This window comes from Solibacillus sp. R5-41 (assembly GCF_002736105.1).
Lineage (GTDB): Bacteria > Bacillota > Bacilli > Bacillales_A > Planococcaceae > Solibacillus.
Genome location: NZ_CP024123.1, coordinates 714,749 through 736,195 on the forward strand (window position 1 = coordinate 714,749; position 21,447 = coordinate 736,195).

Here is a 21,447-nt window from a genome sequence, read left to right on the forward strand (position 1 = left end):
ATTGTACCTTCAAAAAATAGCACTAGTCAAAGTTTTGAAACGTTTTCAATATTCTGCTAAAGTAATAGGGTGAAGTATATCGTATAGAGGTGAGTAAAGTGATTGTTAAAAATGAAGAGTGGAAGGCAATCCCACTATTACATGTTTATGATGAATCAATGGATAATGAGACACCTGTTGTAATTTTTTTACACGGTTTTTTAAGTGCAAAAGAGCATAATCTCCATTACGCTTATCAACTTGTAGAAAAAGGAGTACGGGTCATTTTACCAGATGCGCTCTTACACGGCGAACGCACGACCCATTTAACAGAAAATGAAATGAATTTAAATTTTTGGAAAATCGTTTTGAAATCAGTTGAAGAAGTCAATACCATTTATCAAGAATTGAAATTTAAACAATTACTCAGAAGAGACAATATTGGCATTGCAGGTACTTCAATGGGCGGAATTGTCACTTCAGGATGCTTAGCGATTTATCCGTGGATTAAAACAGCGGGCATTTGCATGGGCACAACAAGTTTTACAAAGCTTGCTCAACATCAAGTTGATGAATTTAAAGCAAAAGGAATCGAATTTCCAATGTCGAATGCGCAGCAAGAGGCGACTTTTAAAATGCTTTCGCACTATAATTTAGAACAGCGTATGGAGCATGTTAAGCAAAGTCCGATTATTTTCTGGCATGGTCAAAAGGATTCTGTTGTCCCGTATCGAATGAGTCGAGAATTTTATGATCAGCTGAATGAGAAACAAGAACAGTACCCGATTCACTATATTACTGAACCAAATGCAGGACATGCTGTGTCACGAAATGGCATTCTCATGGTTACAAAATGGCTTGCACAACATTTGGCATAAGCTACATGTTCTGATATGATTACAGTTAACACCATGGTGGAAGGGGAAACAAAAAATGGCGATTGATCAAGATATGAAAGATAGTATGTTTAGCGCATTAGAAAATGTAATTGACCCGGAGCTTGGCATTGATATTGTCAACTTAGGCTTAGTATATGATGTAGATTTAACAGATGAAGGTTCAGCGACAGTGACGATGACACTTACTTCAATGGGATGTCCAATGGCTCCAGTAATTATTGACCAAGTGCAAACGGCATTAGGCGAATTACCTGAAGTGAAAGAAACAGAAGTAAATATCGTATGGCAGCCGGCATGGTCAAAGGACAATATGTCACGCTATGCAAAAATGGCATTAGGTATTCGCTAAAAAGTAAACAAGGCAGTACAAAGCCAAATATTGAAAAAAGTAAAAGGCAAAAATGTTGTGAATTCAACGTTTTTGCCTTTTTTCGTCCATCATTTAAAATCGGTTATAAAGGCTTACTACGGTAATTAATCGATTCGGCATATGACAAGTGGACAATTTTCACAATCAATTTCTTCCTTTAAATAATTTATATCAAGAATGGTAATATAGCTTTTCTCCATCGTAATCTTCTTTTTCTTTCGTAAATCTGTTAGCATGCGATTGACCATTTCACGGCTTGTTGCGCATAAGTTTGCAAGTTCTGTATTCGTTAGCACAAGGTTAATATACACTTCATTGTCATTTCGGTGTTCCCCATATGTATTAGCGAGACGAATTAAAGTCGAATAAAGCGCACCTTTTTTGCCGTGTAGAACTAAGTCACGTAACCGACTTTGGTTTTTTATATTTTCTGTTTGAACCCATTTTAAATAGTCTATAAGCATTGTAGTTTGTTCATTTAACATCGTTTCAAATTGATCTATGTGAATCGAAAATAGTTCAGAATTTGCAAGTGTCTTTGCAGATGTCGAATGATGTTGATTTTCACAAAAAATTAAACTTTCCCCAATAAGGCTGTTCAATCCGCAAATTCGAATCGTTAATTCCTTACCATTTTCTGTTTCCTTACTAATTTGAATTGAACCACTTTGAATTAAAAAAATATGATTTGCTATTTCGCCCTCTTGGAAAATATGTGTCCCCTTATCGGCTTTAATTAACGTTCCTTTTGAGTGGAAAAGCGCTACAATTTTCTGTGGAATCATTTGTAAAGTATTTATAAAACCACAACCTTCCAACTTAAATGTAAAATTATTACTAATATATAAGAATATCATAACACATATTCGTACATGAATGGTTAAAAATATGGAGTGTAATTATTTGAAGTTTGATTAAATTTGACCTACAATTAGATTAGTCAATAAAGGTCAAACATAAAGGGGTGCAGCATATATGCAATTTAACCAAACACAAGATAATCGTCCACCACTTGAACAATTTGGACGTAACTTAATTGATCAAGTGAAAAGCGGAAAAATGGACCCAGTAATTGGACGCGATGAAGAAATAAGAAATGTCATCCGTATTTTATCGAGAAAAACAAAAAATAATCCAGTGCTTATCGGCGAGCCAGGTGTCGGTAAAACCGCCATTGTTGAAGGATTAGCCCAACGAATTGTTCGTAAAGATGTGCCAGAAGGATTAAAAGAAGCTCAGCTTTATGAGTTAGATATGAGTGCATTAATCGCGGGAGCAAGCTACCGTGGACAGTTTGAAGAGCGTTTAAAAGCTGTGTTAAAACAAGTGAAGGATGCAGAAGGTCGCATTATTTTATTCATCGACGAAATTCATACGATTGTAGGTGCAGGTAAAACAGACGGCGCAATGGATGCTGGTAATATGCTGAAGCCGATGCTTGCGAGAGGGGAGCTCCACTGTATTGGTGCGACGACATTAGATGAATACCGAATGTATATCGAAAAGGATCCAGCACTCGAACGACGTTTCCAGCAAGTTATGGTAAGAGAACCTTCTATTGAAGATACGGTATCCATTTTACGTGGTATTAAAGATCGTTTCGAGGAGCATCATCGCGGTGTTCGTATTCATGACCGCGCAATTATTGCAGCAGCTCAATTAGCGAATCGATATATTACTGATCGTTTTTTACCAGATAAAGCAATTGATCTAGTGGATGAAGCCTGTGCAATGATTCGAATTGAAATTGATTCGATGCCACAGGAGCTCGACCAAGCAACGCGCCGTTTAACACAATTAAAAATTGAACAGCAAGCATTGAAAAAAGAAAAAGATGCCGCAAGTAAAAAGCGTCTAGAAACGTTAAGTGAAGAAATAAAACATTTAGAACAATCAAAGAAAAGTATGCAAGAACAATGGGATATTGAAAAAAATGGCCTTCAGAACGTACGTGATAAAAAGGATTTACTAAAAAAATTAATTGCCGAAGCGGAAAGTTTAGTGCATACAAATAGTAATTTAGCGCGGGCAAGTGAATTACAATACGGTAAAATCCCAGCGCTCGAAAAAGAGGTTGCAGCGCTAGAGCAGCAGCTAAAAGAGACAGAAGGCAACCGGATGCTACGCGAGGAAGTGACGGAAGAAGAAATTGCTAAAATTATTTCCCGTTGGACAGGAATTCCGGTAATGAAGCTTGTAGAAGGTGAACGAGAAAAATTACTTCGTTTAAAAGATACCTTGCATGAACGTGTTGTAGGTCAAGAAGATGCAGTTACATTGGTGACAGAAGCTGTATGGCGTGCACGTTCAGGGATTAAAGATCCAAACAAACCAATTGGGAGCTTCTTATTTTTAGGGCCAACAGGTGTCGGAAAAACAGAATTAGCAAAAGCGTTAGCCGCACAGCTGTTTGACTCAGAGGACCATTTTATTCGTATTGATATGAGTGAATACATGGAGAAGCATTCGGTTTCCCGATTAGTCGGTGCACCCCCAGGGTATGTCGGCTATGAGGAAGGTGGTCAACTTACGGAAGCAGTGAGACGCAACCCTTATTCTGTCGTGCTATTAGATGAGATTGAAAAAGCCCATCCGGATGTAGCGAATATTTTACTGCAAGTGTTAGATGATGGGCGAATTACTGATAGTCAAGGACGTAATGTCAACTTTACAAACACAGTCGTCATTTTAACGTCTAATATTGGCTCGCATTATTTACTTGAAAATAGCGAGCAATCTGAAGAATTAGTGAATGCTGCATTACGTCAGCATTTTAAACCGGAGCTATTAAATCGTATGGATGATATTATTATGTTCCACGCGTTGTCGAATGAGCATTTTCATGCGATTGCTTGGAAATATGTTCACCAGCTACAATCACGCGTTGCAGAGCAAGAAATTACATTGCAAGTAAATGAGGCGGTTGTTGATTGGATTGTCGAAAATGGCATCGATCCACAATTTGGGGCGCGTCCGTTAAAACGATTTGTACAGCGTCATTTAGAAACGATTGTTGCGCGAGAGTTATTAAAAGGGGAAGTAACGGCTGGAGAAACGCTTCATATTAGCATTGAAGACGGAGAAATCCAAATCAAAAAATAATTGTTAAGCAAAAAAAAGACATCCACTCGGCGCTATTTGCACGGATGGATGTCTTTCTTAATTAGTGTTGTTCTGCTTCGAATTCTGGTGTTGATTCGTTCGGAATAACAGCTGCGATAACAAATACTAAAACGCTGAATGCTAATGAAATAATAGCACCGTTTAAGAAGTTAAAGTCAACATTCAATACAGAGCTTACTACGTAGTTTAGCATAGACACTAATAAAAATGACCAAAAGAAAGTAACGATATATTGCATCAAATTCACCTCATTGAACTTATTTAAATCTTTATTATAGAATTACATCCTCAATATCATACCATAAGCGTACTAAAAAATAAAATAGAGAATAGAACAATTCAGTAAGTTGTCAATTTTTTTGGAACTATATAAGTTAAACAAAATATTCTATCCTATTGATGTAAGTTTTCTATTATGGATTCTAACAAAGTGCGTGCTTGTTAGGCTGGCTATGCACATGAGTCACACAGACAATGTTAGCACAAATCTGGATGACTCATCTTTGTGCTTTGTGCAAGGTCATTTAACTTTCTCTTACTTAACCAAGTGAGATTTTTTTATTGTTTTCAGAAAAGTTATGGTCTATAATTAAGACCAGATACTAATTATTAGTGTAAGAAATAAAGGTGGATGGGATAGAAATCCAAGGGGGATACAAAATGAATGCAGGGATTATCGGGATTAGTAAGTACGTACCTGAAAAAATAATGACAAATTTTGATTTTGAAAAAATATTAGATACATCAGATGAATGGATTCGTACTCGAACTGGAATTGAACAGCGTCATATTGCAGAAAGTGAAGAAACATCTGATTTAGCATATAAAGCAGCAGAAAAAGCAATAGCAAATGCAGGAATAACAGCACAGCAAGTTGGATTAATTATCGTGGCAACGGTTACGCAAGATCAAAACTTTCCAAGTGTTGCATGCCAAATTCAAGAACGGTTAGGTGCTTCTAATTGTGGCGCAATGGACATTTCAGCAGCATGCTCAGGGTTCATTTATGCAACGACAATCGCTCAACAGTTTATTAACAATAATAGCTATGACTATATATTAGTAGTAGGTGTTGAGAAGTTATCGAAAATTGTCGATTGGAACGACCGTAATACAGCTATATTATTTGGTGATGGGGCTAGTGCAGCGGTAATTGGGAAAGTTTCAGAAGGTAGAGGGATTTTATCTTTTGAGCTTGGCGCGGATGGTACAGGCGGAAAGCATTTGAAGATAGATGAAGAAAGCAATATCTTTATGAATGGACGCGAAGTATTTAAATTTGCCGTTCGTCAAATGGGAGAATCGGCTTTAAGTGTTATTGAAAAAGCGGGACTAACAAAGGCAGATGTTGATTATTTAGTGCCCCATCAGGCGAATATTCGTATTATGGAAGCTGCGCGCGAACGTCTAGACTTACCAGAAGAAAAAATGTCTAAAACGATTCATAAGTACGGCAACACTTCTGCCGCATCCATTGGTATTTCGATTGTGGATGATCTTGAATCAGGAAAAATAAAAGATGATGATATCGTTGTCCTTGTTGGTTTTGGTGGAGGACTCACATGGGGTGCCTTAGCAATTAAATGGGGAAAATAAGAACATACCAAAATCGAGCAAATAATCAAGTAAAAGGAGAATAGAATGATGGAAAAAAGACGAGTAGTTGTGACAGGTATTGGCGCCGTAACACCAGTTGGAAATAGTGCCGAACAAGCATGGGAAAATGTAGTTGCAGGTAAATCAGGTGTAGGCCCATTAACACGTGTAGATACGAGTAAATTTACTGTTTCTGTTGCGGCAGAAGTAACAGACTTTAATATAGAAGATTATGTCGAGAAAAAAGAAGCGCGCAAAATGGATCGCTTCACACATTACGCAATTGCGGCGTCTATGATGGCAGCAAAGGATGCAGATTTAACAATTACTGAAGAAATGGCTCCACGAGTGGGGGTTTGGATTGGTTCAGGAATTGGCGGTATGGAAACGCATGAACAGCAGTTTTTAACATTCCAAGAGCGCGGTGTACGTCGTGTTAGTCCATTCTTCGTACCGATGATGATACCAGATATGGCTTCAGGTCAAGTATCTATTTATCTTGGCGCAAAAGGTGTCAACTCTTGCTCTGTAACAGCTTGTGCATCTGGTACAAATTCAATCGGTGATGCGTTTAAAGTCATTGAACGTGGTGATGCGGATGTCATGATTACAGGTGGGGCAGAAGCGCCGATTGTGACAATGGCCATTGCTGGTTTTAGTTCAAACACAGCATTATCATTAAACCCAGATGTCAACACAGCTTCTCGTCCATTTGATAAAAATCGTGATGGCTTCGTTATTGGTGAAGGTGCAGGGATTTTAATTTTGGAAGAGTTAGAGCATGCTAAAGCGCGCGGTGCGAAAATTTATGGTGAAGTAGTCGGCTATGGTGCGACTGGTGATGCCCATCATATTACAGCGCCAGCTCCAAATGGTGAAGGTGCTGCACGTGCAATGGCGATGGCATTAAATGATGCAAACGTTGCACCAGAACAAGTTGGTTATATTAATGCACACGGTACAAGTACACCATATAACGATTTATTCGAAACGCAAGCGGTGAAAACTGTATTTGGTGAGCATGCCTACCAATTGGCAATGAGTTCAACAAAAAGTGTAACCGGCCATTTATTAGGTGCAGCTGGTGGTATTGAGGCAATCTTTACGTTAATGGCGTTAAAAGAGGGTATTTTACCACCGACGATGAATTTACATGACCCAGATCCGGAATGTGATTTAGATTATGTTCCGAATGAGGCACGAAAAGCATCGATTGAATACGCATTAAGCAATTCTTTAGGCTTTGGCGGTCATAACGCTTGCCTATTATTCAAAAAATATTCAGAAGCTTAATTTCCTAAAAGAATGTACTTATGAAAATGAAAAACAACGTGCACAGTCATGATGCACGTTGTTTTTTCGTATAGTTGTACAAAGGATGGTGTCAATCGCACGCTTTGTCATATTTTTATTTTGTTATGGAATTTGTGTCATGTCCGTTAGTAATATCATCTTGTACTTAAATTACCGCACACTCGGTTATTCATGGCGTGCTGTATTGTTGTACATATTAAATAGTGTAGAAATTTATTTAGCGATTAGTACTTTAGGGATTATGTTTATCGTCGTTTTCTCCCTAACCCCATCGCGTTCTCCATTTTCTTAAGCGTTTTTGAAGCAATAGCATTTGCTTTTACAGCACCTTCATCTAATATGGTATCAAGTTCTGGTGAATCAATTAATTCGTTATAACGTTCTTGAATAGGCGTTAAATGAGTAATTACCGCTTCTGCAACACCAGCTTTAAAATCACCGTAACCTTTACCTTCGTATTTCTTTTCTAATTGTGGGATGGAAATACCTGATAATGCAGATTCGATTGTTAATAAATTTGAAACACCTGGTTTGTTTTCAATATCGAATTTTACAATACCTTCAGAATCCGTTACCGCTGACTTAATTTTCTTTTCAATTTCTTTCGCTGTATCAAGTAGACGAATTGTTGCCTTTAAGTTTGGATCAGATTTCGACATTTTTTTCGTAGGCTCTTGCAACGATTTAATGCGAGCGCCTTCTTTTGGTAATTGAATATCTGGAATCGTTAATACATCATTGTAACGTTTATTGAAGCGCTCGGCTAAGTCACGAGTTAATTCGATATGTTGCTTTTGATCATCTCCAACAGGTACGATCTCCGTATTGTATAAAAGGATATCAGCGGCCATTAACGGCGGATAAGTTAGAAGTGCTGCGGAAACAGATTCTTTTCCGTGTGATTTATCTTTAAATTGCGTCATGCGCTCCAACTCACCAATTGATGCGACACATTGTAAAATCCATCCTGCCTGAGCATGTGCAGGTACTTCGGATTGAATGAATAGTGTTGATTTAGTTGGGTCAATCCCTACAGCAATATACATTGCAGCTAATGAGCGAATATTTTTACGTAGCTCTAAACGGTCTTGTGGAACGGTAATCGCATGTTGATCAACGATGCAGTAAATCGCATTCCCCTCATCCTGTAGTGCAGGGAATTGTTTAATCGCACCGATGTAATTGCCTAGTGTAATCGTTCCTGTTGGCTGTACGCCTGAAAAAATGGTTTTCATAAAAATACCTCCTCGAATTTGGACAAAATAAAAACATCATGCGTCCTCTATTAAAAATAGAAGGGACGAATGATGTAAAATCCGCGGTACCACCCAGCTTGCCAAAAAATTAGCCACTCTTCTTCGTAACGTGAAGATTCGAGCTTTACTACTGAGAAAATGGTTCATAAAGCTAACTCGGAAGTCCATTCCATTTAATGAATGATCTGTTCGCACCGTCCACAGACTCTCTTTACATTCTGGATTAAATGTACTACTCTTCGTCATCGTTTTTCATAATATTGAAAGTGATTATATCGTACATTTTAGAAAAATTGCAAATGTTTTCTTTCTTTTTTTGAATAAAAAACATTAAAAATGGTAATAGTAAGATTACTGAAAAGTTTTCATTAGGATAATTCCTTTGAACTGATACTTTTTTCTCAATTGATTTTTATAATTGAGAAAAAAAGGTTGCAATGGACGTTTTCAGAATCCGCGTTGTAGGTATTTTTTGATGTAACACATAAATGCTATAGGAAATGTGTTTTTTAGAGAAAAAGTGTGCATATTTTTTTGGTGTAAACCTGTGTTTATTTATTGACAATGTATATTCAAACGGTACCTTTTCCTGTATAATGGAAGCATAATCTTAAATTAAATTAATTCTAAATTAACGATTAATTCGTCAACATTTGATTTAATGAGGAGAGGGAGTGAGACAATGTTAGTAACATTATTTACTTCACCAAGTTGTACTTCATGTCGAAAAGCGAAAGCATGGTTAGAAGAGCATGATATCTCGTATACAGAACGTAATATATTTTCTGAACCACTTACAATAAGTGAGATCAAGGAAATTTTAAGTATGACAGAAGATGGCACAGATGAAATTATTTCAACGAGATCAAAAATCTTCCAAAAACTAAATGTAGATGTAGAAAATTTACCCCTACAACGGTTATATGAGCTTATTCAAGAATATCCAGGATTATTACGTCGTCCGATTATTTTAGATAAAAAACGATTACAAGTAGGTTATAACGAAGATGAAATTCGTCGATTCCTACCTCGTAAAGTTCGTGCTTACCAACTACAAGAAGCGCAGAGAATGGTTAACTAAATAAATTTTATGACAGATGTTACTCATGCAAATTTGCTGCTGTAACATCTTTTTTTATCCTGCATTAACTTGCTTCAGTATTCATTTCCCACCGAATATATGTCAAGTGTGTCCTTCAATCAGTGGGGGTTCAAATCTCGAGTGAATAAGGGGTGCTAAAGCTAAGAGCGCCGCCTCCTGCAGCAACGCCTGTGTATCAACATGGTGTTAACACAAAGCCCCCAGCGGATGCTACCGATTTTTTTAGCTGTTCAAAAAAATTTGGACAAGAGTTAGCCTCGGCGTAATTGATTAAATGGAGTAAGGTCCCAACTACTTACTTTGAATAGAAAAACAACAATTACCTAAAAAAATCGAATAAATGTCCAATTTGAATAACTCCTTAAATAATGGAAATGAAAAGATTCAATCTTGATTTCTATGTGAAGGTACAATACAATTTCAAGTATTCAAATAATTTCGGCTCAACAATGTTTTTCCTTTTCATTTTGATGCAATCCATCATACAATAGAATTATAGATATCCTACTTCTGTAAAATAGGGTATTTAGCTCAGTTTTTGTAGAGCAGTATGGATTTGCATTGCACTTTAAGTGAAATAAATTTGGTTATTTTTCGTTCAGTAGAAAAATTGACTGGACGCAATTACACGCCGAGGTGTAATTGATAATACAATGTGTAGTTCTATGAGTGACTGTGAAAGGAGTTGAAGTCTAATGGACATCGAACGCATTAATGAAAATACGTTAAAACTTTTTATTACGTATAGTGATATCGAGGATCGCGGCTATAGTCGTGAGGAAATTTGGTATAATCGTGCAAAAGGGGAAGAACTTTTCTGGGACGTTATTGGCGAGGTTAATACGGAAGATTACTTTGATTTAGAAGGTCCTATTTGGATTCACATAAATGCATCTGAAGTTGGCTTAGAAGTTGTAGTAACACGCGCATCTGTCAATAATGACTCCGATGCTTCATCAATGGTAGGCCCTTTTGAAGAAAGTCATGATATAGCAGACCAATTAACAGATATGGAAGAAGCGCTTTTTAATTCTCTTGGTAAATCAAGCAAAGATGAGGAACCAATTGAAAATGCACGATTCCGTTTTAAAGATATTGATGAGTTAGTTCCGCTTGCAAGACGCGCATCATTATTTGGTGTTAAGTCAGCACTGTATCAATGCGAAGGGTACTATTACTTGTTTGTAGATTTATTTGATTTAGATCAGCAAGAAGCGAAAAATATCATTGCATTATGTAGTGAATATTTATCAGCTTCTAAAATGACTATTCACCGATTGGTAGAATATGGTGAGGTTATTATTCCTGAAGACTGTTTTGAAACAGTGACAACCTATTTTTAGTACGTGAATAGATTCATTAGCTAACTGCAAACGCATGCTGTTTTGATTCATTTCAAAACGGTGTGTGTTTTTTTGTCTATATAAATTGAACTAAAGAATCCCTCTTTTAAAAATTTACCAAAAAGGGGGGCGTTGATTTACATTCTAATCCGGACGCTTTTCGCGGGCACGGCCCCTTACATTCCAATCAACTCCCTCTGTTTAAAATTCTACCAACCGAACCTTCTAATCATTTTCTTCCTAATATAATGTTAGTTTCATATTGAAATGCGATGAATATTCAACGCGCAAGTTTTACTTTTCGTTAAAAATAGTCATGCAAAATGAAACTTTGACAAAAGTAATGTTTCGTAAGTTGAAATGCAACTGTAAAATCGCTACGATGATACATAAGGAGGTGCATTATGCTCGTTGCCTTAACGGAACAACAACAACTCTATCAATTAGATCGATGGACGCCACAAGAAAAATTACTCGCGTTAAAGAAAACGACTCGGTTTTATTGCCCACAATGTAAAGCGTTGCTCATTTTAAAAGTGGGACAAATTAAAATACCCCATTTTGCACATATAAAGAAAAGTGACTGTGATACGCTGTTTTCAGAAGGGGAGTCCTATGCCCATTTATTAGGTAAGCAACATTTACAAGAGCTCTTTCAAAAACTTCAATTACAGCCAGTACTAGAACCTTATTTACCCGCCATTCAGCAACGACCCGATCTGCTTATTACAAAAGGCACGCAGAAATATGCGATTGAATTTCAGTGTAGTCGCCTTTCCTCACAATATTTCCAAAAGCGTACAAAAGGTTATAAAGACATTCAAATCATGCCAATTTGGATTATTCAAACACCCAATGAAAAATTTAAATCCCAAGGTTTAACGAAAATTTCGATTAATCATACGAATGTACAATATATTCAAACGTATAAAAATCAGCACTATTTACTAAGCTATGATGTACATAGTCGTACATTTTATTATATAAGTAATTTATTACCTATTCAGGGTCAGCAATATTTTGGTTATATTCAATCCATTTCTTTAATGAATCAAGTTTTTCCTTTTTTTGTCCCTAAAAAAATGTCCGAAAATCAATTGGAGGCAATGCTGACCCAATTTGCCGCGTATCGACTACAATTTTTGCATACAAGGCTTCTCTTAAGTCGAAAAGGGGTTAATGATTCCTTATTGCGTGCGATTTATGAACTAAAGTTAACGGCATCTAAGTTACCGAATTTTATTGGGATTCCATTATTAAATAATGAGCAATCTGAAATTTTTTGTGTAGAATGGCAACTCCAACTTTTTTATTTTATGGAGCGTCATCAATTAACACCTCAAACCTTTCATTTGAATGCGATTCCATATTTTTTAGAATGGTCAAAAATAAAAGCACATGTTAATTTGCGAAGAACCATAGAGCAATATTTAGCCGTGTTAAAAAAATTGGAGATTGAATCAATTCATAGTAAAGTTACATCCAAACAACTATTTGCTATTATATACGAGGAATTATTTGCATTTCCTGTATAAAATTGATTAAATAGATTTATAATTTAGAATTTCGTAACAATAAGGATGGGGGATATACCATATGTCTAAAAAAGTATTAACACGTAACGAAGTACCAGAGCATTTAACATGGGACTTAACATCAATTTTTGCAACAGATGATGCTTGGGAAGTTGAATTAAAGGAAGTAGAAAAATTATCAGAGCAAGCTGCCGATTTTAAAGGAAAAGTAGCTGAGAGCGCTGAAAGTTTGTACAATACTTTACAATTTAGCAATCAATTAATGGAGCGTCTTCATAAACTATATGTTTACTCTCATTTAAAGCACGATCAAGATACAACAAATAGTAAATATCAGGATTTAGATGGTCGTATTCGTTCATCAGCAGCAAAAATGGGTGCAACATGGTCATTTGTTACACCAGAGATTTTAGCGTTAGATGAAGCGACATTAGACAGCTTTGTAGCGAGCTATGAGCCACTGGAACTGTATAAACAAAGCTTAAAAGAATTAAATTTAGGTCGTCCGCATGTATTATCTGCAGAAAAAGAAGAATTACTGGCACAGCTATCAGAAGTATCTTCTGCATCAGGCACGACATTCAGCGCATTAAACAATGCTGATTTAGAATTCCCAATCATTAAAAATGAGGACGGAGAAGATGTTCAATTAACACACGGGAACTACATCACGATGTTAGAAAGTGATAATCGTGAAGTGCGTGAAGCGGCATTTAAGGCGATGTATCAAGTGTATGGCCAATTTAAAAATACATTTGCCACTACGCTATCTGGGAATGTAAAAGCGCATAATGCTGATGCAAAAATTCGCAATTACGAGTCAGCTCGTCATGCTGCATTAAGTAATAATTTTATTCCTGAAAAAGTTTACGATCAATTAATTTCGACGGTACATGACTTCTTACCAGTATTACACCGTTACGTTTCATTGCGTAAAAAGGTATTAGGTGTGGATGAACTACATATGTATGATTTATTTACACCACTTGTCAAAGAAGTGAAAATGGAAGTAACGTATGATGAAGCGAAGAAAATGATGGTAGACAGTTTTGCGCCACTTGGTAAAGAATATCAAGATAGCGTTCAAACGGGATTGGATTCTCGCTGGGTAGATGTTTTGGAGAATAAAGGGAAGCGTAGTGGTGCTTATTCATCTGGTACATTTGGAACAAATCCATACGTATTAATGAACTGGCAAAACAACGTCAACAACTTATACACGTTAGCGCATGAATTTGGTCACAGTATGCACAGTTTCTATTCACGTGCCAACCAACCGTATCCATACGCAGACTATTCTATTTTCGTTGCAGAAGTAGCATCAACATGCAATGAAGAATTACTATTTGACTATTTAATGAAAACGTTAGATGATGATAAGCAAAAAATTTACTTATTAAATCAGTGGTTAGATGGTTTCCGTGGTACCGTTTTCCGCCAAACAATGTTTGCTGAGTTCGAGCATATGATTCACGAAATGGATCGCAAAGGTGAAGCGTTAACAGCAGAAAAATTAACGGAGATTTATTACAATTTAAACAAACAGTATTTTGGGGAAGATATATCAGTAGATGAAGAAATCGGCTTAGAATGGGCTAGAATTCCACACTTCTACTACAATTATTATGTGTACCAATATGCAACGGGTCAATCAGCAGCAACAGCGTTAAGCAAGCAAATTTTAGAAGAAGGTCAACCAGCAGTAGACCGTTATATTAACAACTTCCTAAAAGCAGGTTGCTCAGATTTCCCAATTGAAGTGTTAAAAGCCGCAGGTGTTGATATGGAATCACCTGAACCGATTGCATTAGCATGTAAAGTGTTTGAAGAGAAATTAGAAGAGCTTGAAAAGTTATTGTTAAATAATTAAATTTGCATGAAAACACACTGAAATCTCAGTGTGTTTTCTTTTTTGAGAGGGAATCTTCTATTTGGTGGTAAGTAATTTTTACTTAATTTCCCTCTAAATGTATGAAGTAGTAAAACACATTGTATTTGTATAAAATGCCGTTGTAGCAAGGGTTCGTTGCATTATGTTGAAGAGGGAACCATTTAAAAAGAAAGTATGTGTCATACCAATAGTTGAAAACGCTTACTATATGGCGAATTTGTGAAACAATGTGAGATACATTGCAACTGTTATTATTCTATGTTAAATTAGTATACGTGAAATAAATCACATAACAAACATACACCCCTTTGTTTGAACGTGAACATTTCTCCCATCCCCTTTGTGAAAAAGAGGCACCCTATCGTCGAGGATAGAGGTGCCTCTTTTGTTTTTTGAAATTTATTAATTGTTTTGGTAAAGCTAGGAATGAACAGATAGCTACTCAAACTAAATTTTAGTACGAGCAAAAAATTATTCTCATAAATAAAAACATAAAAAAACCAGCGAATCCCCTTAAAAGAGGTTAGCTGGCTGTATAATTTTAAAAAATATAAGAGCGGAATGATTGTTAACGTATTAACGGTCGGTAAACCCCCCACATTAACGCTTAATGGAACTTAGAAATATAGCTGAGACTGCCACAACTATTCTGAATTTGTTTGGTTATAGTTTCGCCTTATTTCGCACGCCACATCGTAATATCGTCTGTCATGAGACGTTCTACTTTTTGTTGTAACATACGTTTTTTTAGTTCGCGTTCTGCTGAAGCTTCACTAATGGTATAAATTTCTGCAACTTCAGCAGTTGATAAGGTGTTAAAACGGTCGAACAATTTTTCGAGTGTTGGAATGGGCTGACGAACTAACTCTTCTCCAAGCAGCTCCTGTAAAATATGCTCATAAACCTCATAGCTATAAGAACCACTAACCTTTAAACCTTCTTCTTCAATACATTCATTGAAAAATACGATACTTGGAACTTCATCAATTTCCATTTCATGTGTTAAGTGAAGATCGCATTGGAAGGAACGGGCCGCTTCCTTTGAGCCGAAATCAGCTGTGAATTCATTCATGTCTAAATTTACTTCATACGCAACGTCAAGTAATGTTGCATGGGAATGTATATTGCGCGTATTTAATGCAGCCACTTCTTGTACCTTGTTTAAATAGCGGAAGCCTGCACGTTTGCCCTGTAATTCAGCTGCTTTAATTGCTATTGAAGGTAATGCTGGATGCGAAATATCCAATTCTGCTCCTGAAACACATCCTTTAATACGGTTACTAATACTGTTTAATGATGCAAGTTCCGTACTGAGAACATATCGACATGTAAAGTAATGTTCATATTCGACCTGTAATTTGCGTAGGGTACCTTGCATTGCAAAGGCTTCCGGGCAAAGTGGATCAATAAAAATATATAATTCTATTGGCTTATTACATGTAGAAGGTGCAATTGATTGCTGTAACAGTTGGACATTGTTCACTCAAATCCCTCCTCATCATTCGGAGCGTTGACCATATGGTGAGCAGTTAATGTAAGTCGTTTGAAATAGACTTCACGGAAATTACCGTCTAAGCCGACTTCATCCATTGCCTCAGCCATACATTCAAGCCATGCTTGTGCACGATCAGGTGTAATTTTAAAATGCATATGTCTAGCGCGCATCATTGGATGACCATGTTCTTCTGTAAATAAATTAGGTCCACCAAGATACTGCGTTTGAAATTGAATTTGTTTACGAATTGTTTCAGTTAGATCTTCCGGGAAAATCGGAATAAGTAAAGGATGCTTCGCCACTCGAGAGTAGAACGCGTTTAATAGTTCAGATAGCTTTTCAGCACCGAGTTCCTCGTAAGGAATCGTATAGTTTCGATTCATTAGTTTTACTCCTTTATGTCTTACTTCGACCTTGTAACTTCTTGCAGCAGGTGTCTATATATCAGCTGAAATAGTAGAACTTTGGCTAAGAACGCCGTGAACTGTGGTAAAGCCAGATGACCAACATCGTGTTGGCCCAATGTCTACGGCGTATGTCAAAATGGATTTACCATTTATGTAATGACAACTTTAAATAGGGCGATACAATTATTCTAGCAACGTATTTCCATTTTCTCAAATAATGTGCCCTAACAAAAAAAAATAGTGTGCTTTTTAAGCATTATAATAATTTAATACCTTTGTTACATAATTTTGTGTTTCCTTAAATGGCGGTATTCCACCGTACTTTTTAACGTTCCCCGGTCCGGCATTATAGGCAGCAAGTGCTGTGGAAATATCATTGTCGAATTTATCGAGCATTTGGCGTAAATATTTTGCACCGCCCATAATATTTTGTTCGGGATTTTGACGATCTGTCACACCCAAATATTTTGCAGTAGCGGGCATGAGCTGCATTAAACCAGATGCCCCAGCAGAGCTCACGACATTTGGATTGAAGTTGGATTCTTGCTTTATGACCGCTGCAATTAATTTTTCAGGTAAATTATACGTTTGAGCGGCCTCGGAAATGACATCACGATAGTTTTCTGCGTTTGCAAGTACATCCTTGTATGCTTGTTGCCCCGTATAGTCTCTTGTATATGGAGCAAGTGGAGATAGCTCGTTGTTGTCTAATTTTGGACTATTAAATGGTGCGTCTGAATCATTTAATAAAAATGTCGCTAAATAGGGATTGGCAGATGATACCCCCGTTTTCGCTCCGTTTGATTGAATCATCGTTAATAAACGTTGTGATGAACTGACATCGCCCAATCCACTTAAAGAATCAGATGTGTTCATTGATTGGTCCTTCAATAAATCCTCAATTAGCCCGGAAAATAGGGAAGAGCTTGAAGAAAGAGCGTTCGTATTGGTATCCGTTTGAGTCGTTAAGTTTTGCATTGTTTGTAACTCTAATAACGTTTTCATTGATGTAAGATCCATAAAAACACCTAACCTTTCTGTTGTTGTAAAGCTGTCATAAAGCGCGCAATTTTTTTTGGCGTATCCTGAGGTGTAATGTCATATTTTAGCAAAAATTGAGAGAAAACATTTTTTCCAAACACTTCATCATTTGTTTCATATTCTACCTCATAATCTTCACAGTGCAAATAAAAAGAATGATCAAAGACGAGGATACCCCCTTCATATGGTAATTCGACACGATCTGTTGTCAATGTTCCGAATCGCTGTATTTCATGGAGCGGTACCTTTAATTCCTGCAAACGCTCACGAATTGAGGTGGCGGGAAGAGATTGTCCAGTAAGCATTTGTTCCGCTTGTTTCGTATTTAATTGTTCCGTCGTTTCTAAATGTTGATGTTCAGCTGTTTTTTCTTTTAATGTACATTCGATATCCTGACCAACCATTCGAATACGCAAACCGCTTAATAATTTTTTCAAGTGCTGCGCTGGCGTGTCGAAATAATGATTAATTTGTCTTTCAATTTGAGGCGTTTCAACTGAAAAGGCAAGTAGCAGTCGTTCGTATTGTTCTTTCGTTAGCAAATTTTTAAATTCAATTTCGATTTGTTGGCTCATTATTAACCATCCTTTTTTGTACTTTTGTTTTTACCTTTTTACTCGTTCGATTTTCGCATCCTGTTATTCTATATGGTAAAATAAGAAGAGAAACTTATGAAAAAGGGAGTTTAATTCATTGCGTAAATTATACATAATTGAAAAATTTGAAATTGTCGATCAAGAACTACATTTTATTTTAAATGAAAAAGAGCAACATATACAATTACAAGCAACAGGTCAAGTCATTGTGGATTCAGATAATGAGACTTTTCTTTACATAGTCGAAGAAGACAACGCGTATAGTTACATAAGCTTTTCAAAGGAGATTTGGCCGCAATTACTGCAAATGATTTTAACAGAACAAACGCCACTATTACGTTTGCATGAAGGTCCGATCGCCTTAACGAATTTTGTTGAAGAATTAACGATGTTATTGTTTAATATTGAAGGAAATGGGAATTACGGCGAAGCATTTGTAGCGGCAGTGGAGCAAGAATTTTCCCGATTTTTTGAACTGAATGAAGTATAATTAATTTAACTTGCTTTAGCGGGAGTCTTCCACTTCTATAAGTGGTGGATGAATGCAAAGTATTCCATTAATTCAGTGGGGATTCAAACTCTGGCTGAATAGAGGAACTCAGGCTAAGAACGCCGCATCGTGCGGCAACGCCTGAGTGACCAACATCAAGTTGGCCCAAAGCCTCCGGTGGATGTCACAGGTTTTTAAGGGAGTTTTTCGAGCATGCTCGAAAAAAATCTGGACGCAATTACGCCAAGGCGTAATTAATCTTCTTTCTGCCGAGGCATAATTGATATAATTGAACGTGTTTTTGAAATAATAGGGATTTCTCTACTATTTCATGTTGGGAGGTTTTGTAGATGGGACAATGGGAAATTTTTTTAAGTCCATATAAACAAGCGGTGGACGAGCTGAAGATAAAATTAAAAGGGATGCGATCACAATTTGGCATTACGAACGCGAATTCGCCAATTGAATTTGTCACAGGAAGGGTTAAACCTTTAGCGAGTATTTATGATAAATCACGTGATAAAGAGCTACCATTCGAACCATCTGCACATTTAGGAAATGAGCTACAAGATATTGCAGGTGTACGTATTATGTGCCAGTTTGTTGACGATATTGCTACGGTAACAGAGTTGATTCGCCAACGAGATGATCTGAAAGTAATTGAGGAAAAAGATTATATTTCAAATAGCAAGCCAAGTGGTTATCGTTCGCATCATATGATTATCGAGTATCCAGTTGAAACGATACAAGGTCGCATTGTAGTCGTAGCAGAAATTCAAATTCGAACTTTGGCGATGAATTTTTGGGCATCCATTGAGCATTCATTAAACTACAAATATAAAGGGATTTTTCCTGAAGAAATTAAAAATCGCCTGCAAAGTGCTGCAGAAGCTGCTTTCCGTTTAGATGAAGAAATGTCATCAATACGCAGTGAGATTCAAGATGCACAGGCATATTTCAATGAATTTAAAGAAGCACCAAATCCAGCTATCCATACATCAGCTGACAATAAGGAGCGTGACAAAGAATGAGATTTGCAGTTCAATCACGCCGAGATGACCAATCAAATGAATTGATGGAGCTCGCAAAGTCGTATTTAACCGAATTTGGTTTAATTTTAGATGAAGAAACCCCTGATATTGTCTTGTCAATCGGTGGAGATGGAACGTTATTGCACGCATTTCATCGCTATTCGAACCGTTTAGATAAAACAGCATTTGTCGGTATTCATACAGGGCATTTAGGATTTTACGCCGATTGGAAGCCTTCAGAACTTGAAAAGCTCGTCCTTTCGATTGCAAAAAAAGAGTTTAACGTTGTAGAATATCCTCTTTTAGAAGTTCAAGTGCATCGTAAACATTCAGAATCGAGCATATTTTTAGCGTTAAATGAAGTGACGATCAAATCACCAGATGTAACGCTTGTGATGGATGTCGAACTGAATGGGGAACATTTTGAACGCTTCCGGGGAGATGGTCTATGTATTTCAACACCATCTGGAAGTACGGCTTATAACAAAGCTTTAGGTGGAGCAATTATACATCCAACATTGCAAGCATTCCAAATTACAGAAATGGCGTCGATTAACAACCGCGTGTTCCGTACAGTAGGGTCTTCACTCGTATTACCAGCGCACCATAACTGTGCATTAAAGCCAGTGAATGACCAGCAATTTAATATGACTGTGGACCATATTAGTATGACAGAAACCGATGTAAAGTCGATTATGTTTAATGTGGCGAATGAGCGAGTTCGTTTCGCGCGATTTCGTCCATTCCCGTTCTGGGAGCGCGTGCATGATTCATTTGTTGCGAATGAATAGAACGGAGCAATATGGATAAAAGATATCAATTACAATTTATAGTAAAAGAAGATGGACAGTTACTTCGGGATGCATTAGCGGATTTTGGTATTTCCAAGCGCACATTAACCGCTGTTAAATTTGATGGTGGTGCTCTTTATGTGAATGGTGAGGAGCGTAATGTTCGTCACCCGTTACAAGGTGGAGATGTCGTTACAATTATTTTTCCTCCAGAAGAAGTAAGTGAAGGGCTCATAGCAGAATACGGCGAACTTGCCATTGTTTATGAGGATGAGGCATTGCTTATAATTGATAAGCCCGCCTATATAAGCACAATTCCTTCAAGAGAGCATCCGAGTGGAAGTGTTGCAAACTATGTGCGCGGTTATTTTCAACGGCAAGGTATTGCTTCAACGGTTCATATTGTTACCCGTTTGGATCGCGATACTTCCGGCTTAATGGTTATTGCCAAACATCGTCATATTCATCATTTAATGAGTGAGCAGCAAAAAAGTGCGCAGCTTCAACGTGAATATGAGGCGGTTGTGGAAGGGCATGTAAAAATAGAAAAACAATCGATTAAAGCGCCCATTGGACGAAAAGATTCGAGCATTATTGAACGTGAGGTATGTGCTGATGGTCAAGCTGCCCATACGGATGTAACAGTTTTGAAGCAGGGCAATAAAAATTCACTTGTGCGATTAAAGCTTCATACAGGTAGAACGCATCAAATCCGTGTCCATATGGCTCATATAGGTCATCCATTAGTAGGAGATGACTTATATGGGGGCAGTCAGCAATCATTAGACCGTCAAGCGCTCCATTGCGTATTCGTTCAATTTCCACATCCGCTTACAGGTGAAGTAATGATATTTGAAAGCCAACTACCAGAAAATTTAACCCAACCTTTAAATAATTAAGTAAGCAAAAACCACCATTTTGATGTAATGGTGGTTTTTTAGATGGCGCATATTATATATAAATTGAACTAAAGAATCCTTCTTTTAAAAATTGTCCTAAAAAAGGGAGGAGTTGATTTCCATTCCGGTTCGGTCGCTTTCTGCGGGCCTTGCACAAAGCACACAGATGAGTCGTACAGATTTATGCTAACATTGTCTGTGCGCCTCATGTGCTTAGCCAGCCAAATAAGAGCACACTATATTAGAATCGATATTAGAAGTTAATTTTTTCCCAACTTCAAAATTTACA

General features: G+C 37.1%; 20 protein-coding genes and 1 other annotated feature. Of the genes, 13 read left to right on the top strand and 7 right to left on the bottom strand.

Annotated features, from left to right (window positions below; all coding sequences use genetic code 11):
- Positions 1-98: 98 nt before the first annotated feature.
- Both CSE16_RS03225 and CSE16_RS03230 read left to right on the top strand, forming a co-directional pair.
- Positions 99-857, top strand: coding sequence for an alpha/beta fold hydrolase (locus CSE16_RS03225; RefSeq protein WP_099422546.1), 759 nt, complete (start codon positions 99-101; stop codon positions 855-857).
- A gap of 55 nt (positions 858-912) precedes the next feature.
- Entirely contained in the window at positions 913-1,227 is a 315-nt protein-coding gene (locus CSE16_RS03230) for a metal-sulfur cluster assembly factor (RefSeq protein WP_099422547.1), read from the top strand.
- Between the two features lie 125 nt (positions 1,228-1,352).
- On the opposite strand, the gene CSE16_RS03235 is transcribed toward CSE16_RS03230, so the two are convergent.
- Positions 1,353-2,105, bottom strand: a complete 753-nt coding sequence (locus CSE16_RS03235; RefSeq protein WP_253896157.1) for a Crp/Fnr family transcriptional regulator — start codon at positions 2,103-2,105, stop codon at positions 1,353-1,355.
- Between the two features lie 118 nt (positions 2,106-2,223).
- Between CSE16_RS03235 and CSE16_RS03240 the strand changes: the two genes are divergently transcribed.
- Positions 2,224-4,350, top strand: coding sequence for an ATP-dependent Clp protease ATP-binding subunit (locus CSE16_RS03240; RefSeq protein ID WP_099422549.1), 2,127 nt, complete (start codon positions 2,224-2,226; stop codon positions 4,348-4,350).
- A 61-nt stretch (positions 4,351-4,411) separates the two neighbouring features.
- Here the strand turns inward: CSE16_RS03240 and CSE16_RS03245 are convergent, their stop codons facing one another.
- A complete protein-coding gene (locus CSE16_RS03245; protein WP_099422550.1) occupies positions 4,412-4,609 on the bottom strand; it encodes a YjzD family protein in 198 nt (65 codons plus the stop codon).
- 422 nt (positions 4,610-5,031) lie between these two features.
- Between CSE16_RS03245 and CSE16_RS03250 the strand changes: the two genes are divergently transcribed.
- On the top strand, positions 5,032-5,967 hold the full coding sequence (locus tag CSE16_RS03250) for a beta-ketoacyl-ACP synthase III (protein WP_099422551.1): 936 nt from the start codon (positions 5,032-5,034) through the stop codon (positions 5,965-5,967).
- Between the two features lie 48 nt (positions 5,968-6,015).
- Entirely contained in the window at positions 6,016-7,260 is a 1,245-nt protein-coding gene (fabF, locus tag CSE16_RS03255) for a beta-ketoacyl-ACP synthase II (RefSeq protein WP_099422552.1), read from the top strand.
- A 266-nt stretch (positions 7,261-7,526) separates the two neighbouring features.
- Here fabF and trpS read toward each other — a convergent pair whose 3' ends face one another.
- On the bottom strand, positions 7,527-8,516 hold the full coding sequence (gene trpS / locus CSE16_RS03260; protein WP_099422553.1) for a tryptophan--tRNA ligase: 990 nt from the start codon (positions 8,514-8,516) through the stop codon (positions 7,527-7,529).
- A 58-nt stretch (positions 8,517-8,574) separates the two neighbouring features.
- Positions 8,575-8,792, bottom strand: a binding site (T-box leader).
- Positions 8,793-9,219: 427 nt separating this feature from the next.
- Here trpS and spxA point away from each other — a divergent pair.
- The 4 genes from spxA (at position 9,220) to pepF (ending at position 14,387) form a co-directional block, all read left to right on the top strand.
- Positions 9,220-9,618 carry a transcriptional regulator SpxA gene (spxA, locus tag CSE16_RS03265; protein WP_057984275.1) on the top strand — a complete coding sequence of 133 codons (399 nt, stop codon included), beginning with the start codon at positions 9,220-9,222 and terminating at the stop codon, positions 9,616-9,618.
- A 716-nt stretch (positions 9,619-10,334) separates the two neighbouring features.
- Positions 10,335-10,982 carry an adaptor protein MecA gene (mecA, locus tag CSE16_RS03270; RefSeq protein ID WP_099422554.1) on the top strand — a complete coding sequence of 216 codons (648 nt, stop codon included), beginning with the start codon at positions 10,335-10,337 and terminating at the stop codon, positions 10,980-10,982.
- 404 nt (positions 10,983-11,386) lie between these two features.
- The gene (locus tag CSE16_RS03275) at positions 11,387-12,517 is read left to right on the top strand and encodes a competence protein CoiA (RefSeq protein WP_099422555.1); all 1,131 of its coding nucleotides are present in this window, start codon (positions 11,387-11,389) and stop codon (positions 12,515-12,517) included.
- 61 nt (positions 12,518-12,578) lie between these two features.
- Complete coding sequence (pepF, locus tag CSE16_RS03280; RefSeq protein ID WP_099422556.1) at positions 12,579-14,387, top strand: oligoendopeptidase F; 1,809 nt, start codon at positions 12,579-12,581, stop codon at positions 14,385-14,387.
- 697 nt (positions 14,388-15,084) lie between these two features.
- Here pepF and CSE16_RS03285 read toward each other — a convergent pair.
- The 4 genes from CSE16_RS03285 to CSE16_RS03300 form a co-directional block, all read right to left on the bottom strand.
- On the bottom strand, positions 15,085-15,891 hold the full coding sequence (locus CSE16_RS03285) for a DsbA family protein (protein WP_099422557.1): 807 nt from the start codon (positions 15,889-15,891) through the stop codon (positions 15,085-15,087).
- Complete coding sequence (locus CSE16_RS03290) at positions 15,888-16,286, bottom strand: globin domain-containing protein (RefSeq protein ID WP_099422558.1); 399 nt, start codon at positions 16,284-16,286, stop codon at positions 15,888-15,890. The genes CSE16_RS03285 and CSE16_RS03290 overlap by 4 nt, the downstream gene beginning before the upstream one ends.
- A gap of 273 nt (positions 16,287-16,559) precedes the next feature.
- A complete protein-coding gene (locus tag CSE16_RS03295) occupies positions 16,560-17,315 on the bottom strand; it encodes a lytic transglycosylase domain-containing protein (protein ID WP_253896158.1) in 756 nt (251 codons plus the stop codon).
- Positions 17,316-17,338: 23 nt separating this feature from the next.
- The gene (locus CSE16_RS03300) at positions 17,339-17,926 is read right to left on the bottom strand and encodes a CYTH domain-containing protein (protein ID WP_099422560.1); all 588 of its coding nucleotides are present in this window, start codon (positions 17,924-17,926) and stop codon (positions 17,339-17,341) included.
- A 118-nt stretch (positions 17,927-18,044) separates the two neighbouring features.
- On the opposite strand from CSE16_RS03300, the gene CSE16_RS03305 reads away from it, so the two are divergent.
- From CSE16_RS03305 to CSE16_RS03320, 4 genes are all read left to right on the top strand, one after another.
- A complete protein-coding gene (locus tag CSE16_RS03305) occupies positions 18,045-18,437 on the top strand; it encodes a UPF0738 family protein (RefSeq protein WP_099422561.1) in 393 nt (130 codons plus the stop codon).
- A 350-nt stretch (positions 18,438-18,787) separates the two neighbouring features.
- Positions 18,788-19,468, top strand: coding sequence for a GTP diphosphokinase (locus CSE16_RS03310; RefSeq protein ID WP_099422562.1), 681 nt, complete (start codon positions 18,788-18,790; stop codon positions 19,466-19,468).
- A complete protein-coding gene (locus CSE16_RS03315) occupies positions 19,465-20,259 on the top strand; it encodes an NAD kinase (protein ID WP_099422563.1) in 795 nt (264 codons plus the stop codon). The genes CSE16_RS03310 and CSE16_RS03315 overlap by 4 nt, the downstream gene beginning before the upstream one ends.
- 11 nt (positions 20,260-20,270) lie before the next feature.
- A complete protein-coding gene (locus tag CSE16_RS03320; protein WP_099422564.1) occupies positions 20,271-21,158 on the top strand; it encodes an RluA family pseudouridine synthase in 888 nt (295 codons plus the stop codon).
- Positions 21,159-21,447 lie beyond the last annotated feature (289 nt).